The 12,220-nt window shown below is 58.9% G+C and carries 11 protein-coding genes; 9 read left to right on the plus strand and 2 right to left on the minus strand.

Going from position 1 to position 12,220, the window contains the following annotated elements:
- The first annotated feature begins 81 nt into the window (after positions 1-81).
- The 6 genes from WFM46_RS01070 to WFM46_RS01095 are packed head-to-tail and all read left to right on the plus strand — an operon-like array spanning position 82 to position 6,189.
- Positions 82-1,602: a sugar ABC transporter ATP-binding protein gene (locus tag WFM46_RS01070; protein WP_156653742.1), complete on the plus strand. Its 1,521-nt coding sequence runs from the start codon at positions 82-84 to the stop codon at positions 1,600-1,602.
- Entirely contained in the window at positions 1,599-2,594 is a 996-nt protein-coding gene (locus tag WFM46_RS01075; protein WP_336996917.1) for an ABC transporter permease subunit, read from the plus strand. The genes WFM46_RS01070 and WFM46_RS01075 overlap by 4 nt, the downstream gene beginning before the upstream one ends.
- 32 nt (positions 2,595-2,626) lie before the next feature.
- A complete protein-coding gene (locus WFM46_RS01080; RefSeq protein ID WP_103177891.1) occupies positions 2,627-3,568 on the plus strand; it encodes an ABC transporter substrate-binding protein in 942 nt (313 codons plus the stop codon).
- A 54-nt stretch (positions 3,569-3,622) separates the two neighbouring features.
- Entirely contained in the window at positions 3,623-4,309 is a 687-nt protein-coding gene (locus WFM46_RS01085) for a D-lyxose/D-mannose isomerase (RefSeq protein WP_103825422.1), read from the plus strand.
- Between the two features lie 9 nt (positions 4,310-4,318).
- The gene (locus WFM46_RS01090) at positions 4,319-5,179 is read left to right on the plus strand and encodes a ketose 1,6-bisphosphate aldolase (RefSeq protein WP_336996918.1); all 861 of its coding nucleotides are present in this window, start codon (positions 4,319-4,321) and stop codon (positions 5,177-5,179) included.
- Positions 5,176-6,189 (plus strand): carbohydrate kinase family protein, encoded by a 1,014-nt coding sequence (locus tag WFM46_RS01095; RefSeq protein ID WP_336996939.1) that lies wholly within the window; start codon positions 5,176-5,178, stop codon positions 6,187-6,189. Before WFM46_RS01090 ends, WFM46_RS01095 begins: the two co-directional genes overlap by 4 nt.
- Here WFM46_RS01095 and WFM46_RS01100 read toward each other — a convergent pair.
- On the minus strand, positions 6,186-6,920 hold the full coding sequence (locus WFM46_RS01100) for a response regulator (RefSeq protein ID WP_103177887.1): 735 nt from the start codon (positions 6,918-6,920) through the stop codon (positions 6,186-6,188). The genes WFM46_RS01095 and WFM46_RS01100 overlap by 4 nt on opposite strands.
- A gap of 266 nt (positions 6,921-7,186) precedes the next feature.
- Here WFM46_RS01100 and fdhF point away from each other — a divergent pair, with 266 nt between their 5' ends.
- From fdhF to WFM46_RS01115, 3 genes are all read left to right on the plus strand, one after another.
- Positions 7,187-9,334 (plus strand): formate dehydrogenase subunit alpha, encoded by a 2,148-nt coding sequence (fdhF, locus tag WFM46_RS01105; protein WP_336996919.1) that lies wholly within the window; start codon positions 7,187-7,189, stop codon positions 9,332-9,334.
- A gap of 323 nt (positions 9,335-9,657) precedes the next feature.
- Positions 9,658-9,810, plus strand: coding sequence for a Hok/Gef family protein (locus WFM46_RS01110; RefSeq protein ID WP_103177885.1), 153 nt, complete (start codon positions 9,658-9,660; stop codon positions 9,808-9,810).
- Between the two features lie 131 nt (positions 9,811-9,941).
- A complete protein-coding gene (locus WFM46_RS01115) occupies positions 9,942-10,601 on the plus strand; it encodes a tetratricopeptide repeat protein (RefSeq protein ID WP_336996940.1) in 660 nt (219 codons plus the stop codon).
- A gap of 76 nt (positions 10,602-10,677) precedes the next feature.
- Here WFM46_RS01115 and gltP read toward each other — a convergent pair whose 3' ends face one another.
- On the minus strand, positions 10,678-11,991 hold the full coding sequence (gltP, locus tag WFM46_RS01120) for a glutamate/aspartate:proton symporter GltP (protein WP_103177883.1): 1,314 nt from the start codon (positions 11,989-11,991) through the stop codon (positions 10,678-10,680).
- Positions 11,992-12,220 lie beyond the last annotated feature (229 nt).

Raw genomic sequence — 12,220 nt, forward strand, 5'->3', positions numbered from 1 at the left:
ACAAATATGAACGACTTCTGACATTTTGCATTTACCGGGCTGTGATGAAGTGCGGATATCGAACGTCACAGGAGATCCGCCATGAGCAGGACCCCGGTTTTAGAGATGCGCAGCATTGCCAAAACCTTTGGCAGCTTTCACGCGCTGAAGGGTGTGGATCTGACGGTCTTCCCCGGTGAGATCCACGCGCTAATGGGTGAAAACGGCGCCGGAAAAAGTACGCTGATGAAAATTCTCGCCGGGGCTTATATCGCCACCAGCGGCGAGATCCTGATCGACGGCAAGCCGTTTCACATCAAAGGCCCAAAAGATGCCCTGGCGGCAGGCATCACCCTGATTTATCAGGAGATGCAGCTGGCACCAAACCTTACCGTGGCCGAAAACATCTTCCTCGGCAGCGAGCTGTCGCGCGGCGGGCTGGTGCAGCGTAAAGAGATGGCGGCCCAGGCCCAGGCGGTAATTGACCGGCTTGGCGCCCAGTTTAAGGCCACCGATCTGGTGATGAAGCTGACCATCGCCGAGCAGCAGCAGGTGGAGATTGCCCGCGCGCTGCACCGCAACAGCCGCATTCTGGTGATGGATGAACCCACCGCCGCCCTCTCCTCTCGCGAGACCCATCGTCTGTTTGAACTGATTTTGCGCCTGCGCGATGAAGGGATGGCGATCATCTACATCAGCCACCGCATGGCGGAGGTATATGAGCTGTCGGATCGCGTCAGCGTACTGCGTGACGGCCAGTACGTCGGCAGCCTGACCCGCGACAAGCTCAACGCCGCTGAACTGGTGCGGATGATGGTCGGGCGTCCGTTGAGCGATCTGTTCAATAAAGAGCGCGATATCCCTCTCGGCAGCCCGCGCCTGAATGTCCACCATCTGACCGACGGTGGCAAAGTGCAGCCCTGTAGCCTGCTGGTGCGCTCCGGCGAAATCGTCGGGCTCGCCGGGCTGGTGGGGGCCGGACGCTCGGAGCTGGCCCAGCTGATTTTTGGCGTGCGCAAGGCCACCGGCGGCATGATTGAGGTGGATGGCGAGCCGGTGGTGATCCACTCCCCGCGTGCCGCCATTGAGCACGGCATCGGTTTTTTAACCGAGAACCGCAAGGAGCAGGGGCTGTTCCTTGAGCTGGCGGCGCAGGAGAACATCACCATGGCGACGCTGGAGCGCGACGCCACCTTCGGCATGCTTAACCGCAAAAAAGCGCAGTCGATCTCCGATGATGCCATCGCCCTGCTTAACATTCGCGTGCCGCATTCCCAGGTGCGGGCGGGCGGTCTCTCCGGCGGCAATCAGCAGAAGCTGCTCATCTCCCGCTGGGTGGCGATTGGCCCACGCATTCTGATCCTCGACGAGCCGACCCGCGGCGTGGATGTCGGGGCCAAAAGCGAGATCTACCGGATCATGAACCAGATGGCGCGCAAAGGGGTGGCGATCCTGATGATCTCCAGCGAACTGCCGGAAGTGGTGGGCATGAGCGATCGCGTCTATGTGATGCGCGAAGGGAGCATCGCCGGCGAGCTGCATCGGGCCGATATCACACAAGAAAACATTATGACGCTGGCAACCGGCGTTAACGACTCTCATCACCAGGCGGTAAAATCATGAGCCAACAAAATAGTCCGCAACAGGTGGCCAAAGCGGCCTCCGCCAAAAAAATGCTGATGGGCGATCTAATGCAAACCATCGGGATCCTGCCGATATTGATCCTGATTGTCGCCGTCTTTGGCTTTATCGCCCCGAACTTCTTTACCGAAAGCAACCTGCTGAACATCACCCGTCAGGCCTCCATCAATATCGTGCTGGCGGCGGGGATGACCTTCATCATTCTGACCGGCGGCATCGACCTCTCGGTAGGCTCGATTCTGGGCACCACCGCGGTAGCGGCGATGGTGGTGTCGCTGATGCCGGAGCTCTCCATGCTCTCGGTCCCGGCGGCCCTGATGCTCGGGCTGGTGCTGGGCACCATCAACGGGGCGCTGGTGGCCTTTGCCGGATTGCCCCCCTTTATCGTCACGCTCGGCACCTACACGGCGCTGCGCGGGGCGGCCTATCTGCTGGCGGACGGCACCACGGTGATTAACTCCAGCATCAGCTTTGAGTGGATCGGCAATAACTACCTCGGGCCGGTGCCATGGCTGGTGGTGATCGCCCTCGCGGTCATCGCCATCTGCTGGTTCATCCTGCGCCGCACCACCCTCGGGGTACACATTTATGCGGTGGGCGGCAACATGCAGGCGGCGCGCTTAACGGGCATCAAGGTCTGGATGGTACTGCTGTTTGTCTACGGCATGAGCGGCCTGCTCTCGGGTCTGGGCGGGGTGATGAGCGCCTCGCGACTCTACAGCGCCAACGGCAACCTCGGCACCGGCTATGAGCTGGACGCCATCGCCGCGGTGATCCTCGGCGGCACCAGCTTTGTCGGCGGCATCGGCACCATCACCGGCACGCTGGTGGGGGCGCTGATTATCGCCACCCTTAACAACGGCATGACGCTGATGGGCGTCTCCTACTTCTGGCAACTGGTGATCAAAGGGGCGGTGATCATCATTGCGGTACTGATCGACAAATACCGTACCCGACACCATCAAAGTGCATAACAACAATACCCTACATAACGAGGACGAAAAATATGCGTTTAAAACCTCTTGTTACCGCGCTCTGTGCTGGCGCACTGCTTGCAGCAACCCCGTTTGTCCAGGCCAAAGAGCTGAAGTCCATCGGCGTGACGGTGGGTGACCTGGCCAACCCGTTCTTTGTGCAGATCACCAAAGGGGCGGAGCTGGAAGCACGCAAACTGGCGGGAGATAACGTGAAAGTGACGCTGGTCTCCAGCGGTTACGATCTCGGCCAGCAGGTGTCGCAGATTGATAACTTCATCGCCGCTAAGGTCGATATGATCATTCTTAACGCCGCAGACTCGAAGGGGATCGGCCCGGCGGTGAAGCGCGCGAAAGATGCCGGTATCGTGGTGGTGGCGGTTGACGTGGCGGCAGAAGGCGCCGATGCGACCATCACCTCCAACAACACCCAGGCGGGCGAGATGGCCTGTAAGTTGATTACCGACCGTCTGAAAGGCAAAGGCAACGTGGTCATCATCAACGGACCGCCGGTCTCTGCGGTACAGAACCGCGTGGAAGGGTGCCAGACCGAATTTAAAAAACATCCGGATATCAAGGTGCTCTCGGATAACCAGAACGCCAAGGGCAGCCGTGAAGGCGGGCTGGAGGTGATGACCTCGCTGCTGGCCGCCAATCCGAAGATCGACGGCGTGTTCGCCATCAACGATCCGACGGCGATCGGGGCCGATCTGGCGGCGAAACAGGCGCAACGTAACGAGTTCTTTATCGTTGGCGTAGATGGTTCCCCGGATGCGGAAGAGGCGCTGAAGCGCGAAAACTCCCTCTTTATCGCCACCCCGGCGCAGGACCCGCAGGTGATGGCGGCGAAAGCGGTGGAGATTGGCTATGGCATTCTGCAGGGTAAACCGGCGCCGAAAGAGCCGGTGCTGATCCCGGTGACGATGATCGATAAGAACAACGTCGGCACCTATAAGGGCTGGACGGTTAAGTGAGATCGGTGCAGAGCCTCTTTATCAGGGGCTCTGCATATCACGTAAGGAGTTACCATGAAACGCTCCGAAATTAACGAAATCCTCGGCCACACGCGGCAGTTTTTCTCCATGCACGATGTGCATTTGCCCCCCTTTGCCAGCTTTCCCCCTGCCCGCTGGCAGCAGCTCGACGCACAGGCCTGGCGCGAGGTGTTCGATCTTCGCCTCGGCTGGGACGTGACCGCCTTCGGCGGCGATAACTTCGCCGCCCAGGGGCTGACCCTTTTTACCCTGCGCAACGGCTCGCCCGGCGGCAAGCCGTGGGCCAGATGCTATGCGGAAAAGATCATGCACGTGCGCGACGGGCAGGTCACGCCGCTGCATTTCCACTGGCGCAAACGCGAGGACATCATTAACCGCGGCGGCGGCAATCTGATTCTGGAGCTGTGGAACGCCGATGAAAATGAGCAGAAAGAGGATGGCGATATTACGGTCTCCATCGACGGGTGCCAGCAGACCCACGCGGCAGGCAGCCATATCCGTCTCGCGCCGGGAGAGAGCATCTGTCTGCCGCCCGGTTTGTACCACAGCTTCTGGGGTGAGGCGGGTTTTGGGGATGTGCTGGTGGGCGAGGTCTCCTCGGTGAATGATGACGACACCGACAACCACTTCCTGCACCCCACCGCCCGCTATAACAACATTGATGAAGACGAACCGGCCGTGCTGGTGCTGTGTAACGAGTACAGCCTGTTTCGTCTGTAAGGAGTGAACATGCCGCTTATCTCTCTCGCCGACGGGCTGGCGCACGCCCGGGAACAGCGTTACGCGCTGGGGGCGTTTAATGTCCTCGACTCTCACTTCCTGCGGGCGCTCTTTGCCGCGGCCCGCCAGGAGAGCTCGCCCTTTATCATCAACATTGCCGAAGTGCACTTTAAGTACGTGTCGCTCGATTCCCTGGTGGAGGCGGTGAAGTTCGAAGCCGCCCGGCATGACATCCCGGTGGTGCTGAACCTCGATCACGGTCTGCATTTCGAGGCGGTGGTGCGGGCGCTGCGTCTGGGGTTCAGCTCGGTGATGTTCGATGGTTCCACGCTGAGCTACGAGGAGAACATCCGCCAGACGCGGGAAGTGGTGAAGATGTGCCACGCGGTGGGCGTGTCGGTGGAGGCGGAGCTGGGCGCGGTGGGGGGCGATGAGGGCGGCGCCCTGTACGGTCACGCCGACGAAGCCTTTTTCACCGATCCGGCCCTGGCGCGGGAATTTGTCGACCAGACCGGCATTGATGCCCTGGCGGTAGCCATCGGCAATGCCCACGGCAAGTACAAGGGGGAGCCGAAGCTCGATTTTACGCGCCTTGACGCTATCCGCCAGCAAACCGGCCTGCCGCTGGTGCTGCACGGCGGCTCCGGGATCGGGGACGCCGATTTTCGCCGCGCCATTGAGCTTGGGATCCACAAAATTAACTTCTATACCGGCATGTCCCAGGCGGCGCTGGGGACCGTGGAGCAGCGCATGGCCAACCGGCAGCCGCTGTATGACGAGTTTGCTGAGCTGCTGCTGGGCATCGAAGAGGCGATTACCGACACCGTCGCCGCGCAGATGCGCATCTTCGGCAGCGCGGGGCAAGCATAATGGAACGCCGGGGCATTATCGCGGCGGGTAATATGCTGGTGGACCATGTCCACCAGATTGTGCAGTGGCCGGAGCGCGGCTGGCTGGCGGAGATCACCCATAGCGAGCGCGCCACCGGCGGCGCACCGCTCAACGTGCTGTTAACCGTGGCAAAAATGCATACCGGGATCCCGCTACAGGCGGTCGGGCTGGTAGGGGAGGATAACGACGGGGATTACATTCTCGCCATGCTCGACCAGTATCACGTCAACCGCCAGCGGGTACAGCGCACCACCTTTGCCCCCACCTCCATGTCGCAGGTAATGACCGACCCCAGCGGCCAGCGGACCTTTTTCCACTCACCGGGGGCGAACCGCCTGCTGGATCTGCCCGCCTTTGACCGGCTCGATTACAGCATGAAGATCTTCCATCTGGGTTACCTCCTGCTGCTCGACAGCCTGGATATGCCGGACGAAGAATATGGCACCCGCAGCGCGCGGCTGCTGGCGCAGATGCGCGATCTGGGGTTTAAAACGTCCCTCGATCTGGTGTCGCGTAAGGGCGATCCGCGCTATCAGCCGCTGGTGCTCCCTGCCCTGCGCCATCTCGACTATCTGGTGATCAACGAGCTGGAGGCGGGCGAGTTCAGCGGCCTGCCGATGCGCGATGACCAGGACGCGCCGGTGATCGCTAATATTGCCGCGGCGGCGGCAGATCTGCTGGCGGCGGGGGTGACGTCACGGGTAGTGATCCACTGCCCGGAGGGGGCGTGGGGTCAGGAGCCGGGCCAGGCGGGAAGCTGGCTCCCCTCGTGGCGGCTTACGCAGGAGGAGATTGTCGGCAGCGTCGGGGCTGGCGATGCCTTCTGCGCCGGATTTTTGTATGGCTGCCACGAATCGCTGTCGCTGACGGAGAGTATTCAGATGGCGCACGCCTGCGCCCGGGCCAGCCTGCTGGCCGCCAACGCCATCGACGGGGCAAAAACGTTGCAGGAGCTACAGCTGTTTATTGAGGAGAACCCCCTGGTCTAGGCCGCCCTGTCGCCATGCTGCACGTCGGCGGCAAAGACGTAGCCCAGCCCGCGGATGGTTTTAATCAGCAGTGGCTGATGGGGATTGATTTCGATTTTCCGTCGCAGGCGCATGATTAGCACGTCGATGGTGCGGTCAAACACCTCCGCGCTTTCGCTGTGGGTCAGCTCCAGCAGCTGTTCCCGGCTCAACACCCGCCGGGCATTCTGGGTAAGCGCCAGCAGCAGACCGTATTCGCCCTGGGTCAGGGAGACCACGTTGCGCGCGGCGTCAATCAGCTCACAGCGGGCGGTATCCAGCGTCCAGCCGTTAAAGCCGATCCCGCCCGCCCGCGGGACCGCCGCAGGCTCTGCCGCCAGCGCGCCAGTGCGGCGGAGCACAGCTTTAACGCGCGCCACCACCACCCGGGGGTTAAAGGGTTTGCCGATATAATCGTCCGCCCCCATCTCCAGCCCCACCACCACATCCGACTCGCTGCCAAGACCCGTGAGCATAATGACCGGCAGCTCAGGACGCTGTTTTTGCAGCTGCTGTAACACCTGCAGGCCGTTGATATCCGGCAGCATCATATCGAGCAAAACCAGCGCAATATCCGGCATCTGGCTGGCCAGACGCAGCGCATCCTGCCCGTTGTGGCAGACATGGACGGTAAAGACGTGCTCGTTGAGAACGTCCTGCAACAGTTCGCAGACCGCGGTGTCGTCATCGACCACCAGAATTGCTGGTTTCATTACGGGACCCCATAGAGAAGATAAAGATCAGTCTGGCCCATTCTGTGCAAGGCTCCAGCCCAAACGCCTTTTCCATCACGAATCTTCAACCGCCGTCACATCCCCCGTCACTTCCGCCGCCGCAATTTTTGCCGCAGGCCTGTTTTTCGTCAGGGTATTGCCCAAGATTCACCCGTAAAGTCAGGGGAAAACCACAACAAGAATGCGGCTTAGAGGCGGCATACTCAACCGACATATCAGCATCATATGAAACTGGAGCGAGATCGATGAAAAACGTCATCACGGTTTGCCCCTATTGCGCATCAGGTTGCAAGATCAACCTGGTGGTCGATAACGGCACAATCGTCCGGGCGGAGGCGGCCAACGGCAAAACCAACCAGGGCACGCTGTGCCTGAAGGGCTACTTCGGCTGGGATTTTATTAACGATACCCAAATCCTCACCCCGCGGCTGAAAAGCCCGATGATCCGCAGAACGCGCGGCGACAAGCTGACGCCCGTTTCGTGGGAAGAGGCGCTGGATTATGTCGCCAGTCGCCTCACCGCCATCAAGGAAAAGCACGGCCCGGACGCGATCCAGACCACCGGCTCGTCACGCGGCACCGGGAATGAAACCAACTATCTGATGCAGAAGTTTGCGCGCGCCGTTATCGGCACCAATAACGTCGACTGCTGCGCCCGCGTCTGACACGGCCCCTCGGTTGCAGGTCTGCACCAGTCGGTCGGCAATGGCGCCATGAGCAATGCCATCAACGAGATTGATAACACTGCGTTAGTCTTTATTTTTGGCTATAACCCGGCGGATTCGCACCCGATTGTCGCCAACCATATTCTGCGCGCGAAACAGAACGGGGCAAAAATCATCGTCTGCGATCCGCGGCGCATCGAAACCGCCCGCATTGCCGATATGCATATCGCATTGCGAAACGGCTCGAACATCGCCCTGCTCAACGCCATCGGACAGGTAATTATTGCCGAGCAGCTCTACGATCGGGCCTTCGTCGCCCGCCGCACGGAGGGCTTTGATGAGTATCGTAAAATTGTTGAACGCTATACGCCCGAGTCGGTGGAGAGCATTACCGGCGTAAGTGCGGGAGAGATCCGTCAGGCGGCACGTCTGTATGCCAGGGCCAACACCGCTACCCTGCTGTGGGGCATGGGGGTGACCCAGTTCTGGCAGGGGGTGGAAACCGTGCGCGCGCTCACCAGCCTTGCCATGCTGACCGGCAATCTCGGCAAAGCCCATGCGGGGGTCAACCCGGTGCGTGGCCAGAATAACGTGCAGGGGGCCTGCGACATGGGGGCACTGCCGGATACCTATCCGGGCTACCAGTACGTTAAGTTTCCGGAAAACCGCGAGAAATTTGCCAAAGCCTGGGGCGTGGAGAGCCTGCCGGCGAACCCCGGCTACCGTATCAGCGAGCTGCCGCACCGCGCGGCCCACGGCGAGATGCGGGCGGCGTACATCATGGGCGAAGACCCGCTGCAAACCGATGCTGAGCTCTCGGCGGTGCGCAAAGCTTTTGACGATCTGGAGCTGGTGATTGTCCAGGATATCTTTATGACCAAAACCGCGGCGGCGGCGGACGTGATCCTGCCCTCCACCTCCTGGGGCGAGCATGAAGGGGTCTACACCGCAGCCGATCGCGGCTTCCAGCGCTTCTTCAAAGCCGTGGAGCCAAAGTGGGAGCTGAAAACCGACTGGCAGATTATCAGCGAGATTGCCACCCGGATGGGTTATCCGATGCACTACGACAACACCCAGCAAATCTGGGACGAGCTGCGCCAGCTCTGCCCGGCCTTTAAGGGGGCAACCTACGAGAAGATGGGCGAGCTGGGCTATATCCAGTGGCCCTGCCGGGACGAGTCGCCGGAAGATCGGGGCACCTCGTACCTGTTCGCCGAGAAATTCGATACCCCGAACGGGCTGGCGCAGTTCTTCACCTGCGACTGGATGGCGCCGATGGATACGCTGTCGCCAGAGTATCCGATGGTGCTCTCCACCGTGCGCGAAGTGGGTCACTACTCCTGCCGCTCCATGACCGGCAACTGTGCGGCGCTGTCGGCGCTGGCGGATGAGCCCGGCTATGTACAAATCAACACCGGGGATGCCAAACAGCTGGGCATTGAGGATGACGCCCTGGTGTGGATCACCTCACGTAAAGGCCGGGTCATCACCCGGGCCCAGGTGAGCGATCGGCCAAACAAAGGTGCGGTATACATGACCTACCAGTGGTGGATTGGTGCCTGCAACGAGCTGGTAACGGAAAACCTGAGCCCGATAACCAAAACGCCGGAATATAAATATTGTGCCGTGCGCCTCGAACCGATAGCGGATCAGGCTGCCGCCGAGCGCTATGTTATCGATGAATATAATGCGTTGAAAAAGCGTTTACGGGAAACCGCGATGGGATAACCTGTAATTAACGGAACAGCGAATAAAGAGGGATGAATTATTCACCCCTCTTTTATTTATGAAATATAAATTTAAAAACCGAATATTATTTTGCGAGCAGTATTCCAGAGAAATGTAATTTCGCACAAAGAAAATTACATCTTTTCTTTTTACTTCAGAGGGATAAGATTATCGGCGGGTGCTTAAGGCTTTCTGTCTTAAGCCGTATTGAGGGACAGAAAGTGAAAAACCCCGGAAATGTTTCCATTAACCGGGGCTATCCCTCAACTACCCAACAAGTTGAGGATAGCCCCTTCTTCTTTTGTTAGCAAGGAGTAAAGGGCATGACGCCATTAAAATATGTCGCAGGCATAATAGTTATTATTTGTCTGACTATCGTGATATTCGCCTTTATTAATCGCGGTAAGTTATGCGAACTCACAATAAAGAGTGAACAACACGAAGTGGCGGCTAAATTAGCCTGCGCAGCAGGCTAACTTCAGCGGGCGGGGAGACCCGCCCGGCTTGTGGGAGGTTGAGGTCTTAATGCACCCATTTTTTTCTTCACATCACGCGCTTATACTGCCCGGTATCTACTCCTACGAAAATAACGCATGAAACTCTTTATCTGTTGTTGATCCTTTTTACTTCTCTGGCGAGCGCCGAGGAGATTGGCGGCCAGTACCTGAAGCAGGCTGAGGCGGGCGACAGCCGGGCCCAGTATTACCTTGCCGAAACATATTACAGCTCGGGTGATGATAAGCAGGCCGAAACCTGGGCCGAAAAAGCGGCCAAAAACGGCGACATCGATGCCATGGCGCTGCTGTCGCAAATCAAGTTTAAGCACGGCGATTTAGCTCAGGCCAAAGGGCTGGCGCAGCAGGCCACGGTAGCGGGCAGCACGCCGGGCGCGGTGATGCTGGCGCGTTTGCTGGTCAATACCCGGGCCGGGCAAACCGACTATCCGCAGGCGCTGAGCTTACTGCATAAAGTCGCAGAGAATACCGAGGATGACGCCGCCGTTGATGCCCAGCAGTTGCTGGGGCTGATCTACGCCAACGGCGTGGAAGTGGCGCAGGATGATGTGCAGGCCGCGCGGTGGTTTAAGCAAAGCTCCACGCTGTCACGCACAGGCTATGCGGAGTACTGGGCGGGCCAGATCTTTAAGCAGGGCGAGGAGGGATTTATCACCCCCAATAAACAGAAGGCGCTCTACTGGTTGAATCTGAGCTGTAGCGAAGGGTTTGATACCGGATGTGAGGAGTTTGATGCGTTAAGCGGGGAGTAAATGCCCGGCGGCACTATGTTTGCCGGGCCTACGGTGATGTAGGCCGGGTAAGCGAAGCGTCACCCGGCTTTTCACTTTACTGGTCAGCCGTCTTATCAAACCGCCCCAGCACCTCGCGCTCATAGGCCAGCGCTTTTTTACGGTCGAACTTATGTTCCCACTTGGCAATCACCAGCACCGCCAGCGCGTTACCCACCACGTTCAGCGCGGTACGCGCCATGTCGAGGATACGGTCAACACCGGCGATAAACGCCAGTCCTTCCAGCGGAATACCCACACTGCCCAGGGTCGCCAGCAGCACCACAAACGACACGCCCGGCACACCGGCAATGCCTTTCGAGGTCACCATCAGCGTCAGCACCAGAACGATCTCCTGCCACAGGGAGAGGTCAATGCCGTACAGCTGGGCAATAAAGATCGCGGCGATACTCTGGTACAGCGTGGAGCCATCAAGGTTAAAGGAGTAGCCGGTCGGCACCACGAAGCTGGTGATCGACGCCGGCGCGCCGTAAGCCTCCATCTTCTGGATGATGCGCGGCAGCACGCTTTCAGAGCTGGCGGTGGAGTACGCCAGAATCAGCTCGTCCTTCAGGATGCGGATCAGGATCCAGATGCTCAGCCCGCACATGCGCGCCACTAAGCCCAGCACCACCAGCGCGAAGAAGATGATGGCGAAATGCACCAGCAGCACCAGCTTCGCCAGCGGCCACAGGGAGGCAAAACCGAAGTTCGCCACCGTCACCGAGATCAGCGCAAACACCCCTACCGGCGCATAGCGCATCACCATGTGGGTCACTTTAAACATGGTTTCAGAGATGGAGCGGAACACGGTCACCAGCGGCTCGCGGTGGGCGGAGGGCAGCGACGCCAGCCCCAGACCAAACAGCACCGAGAAGAAGATAATCGGCAGCATTTCGCCCTTCGCCATCGACGCCACGATATTGGTCGGCACCAGCGACAGGATCGTCCCCATCAGGCCATGAGAGTGGCTCTGCACATCAGCGGTTGTGCTCTGGTATTTCGAAATATCCACCGTCGCCAGCTGCGACATATCAATGCCCGCCCCCGGCTGGAACAGATTCGCCAGCGTGATGCCGAGAACAATGGCCACCGTAGTGATCACTTCGAAATAAAGGATAGTTTTCGCGCCGATGCGGCCCAGTTGCTTCGCGTCACCCACCCCGGCAATCCCCACCACCAGCGTCGAGATGACAATCGGCACCACAATCATCTTGATCAGATGAATAAAGATATCGCCGGCCGGTGACAGTAAGTTGGCGATCAGCCATTCGCGGCTGTCACTGTGATAATGCAGATAACTACCCAGCAAGATACCCAGCACAAGGGCCAGCAAAATTTGCCAGGCCAGGCTGACTTTCAAATTTTTCATAACAAGAGACTTCCTCAACGAAGTGTTCGTACTCGTAAAACGAAGGGGACGACACATACTGAAAGGGTATGAATTGTGTTGCGTTCATTTATGGGGTTTTTTAACGCGCGGTATCAGTACCATTTGCACGGCATGCTGCGCAAGCCTTTAAGAACGAGGCATTTGACTGACAAAAAAGGTCATTACGCTAATTTATATTGGTGATGATAAATAACCTTTTGTAATGAAA

Origin of the sequence: Leclercia sp. M50, from assembly GCF_037150775.1 — a bacterium.
In the GTDB taxonomy this organism is placed as follows: Bacteria; Pseudomonadota; Gammaproteobacteria; order Enterobacterales; family Enterobacteriaceae; genus Enterobacter.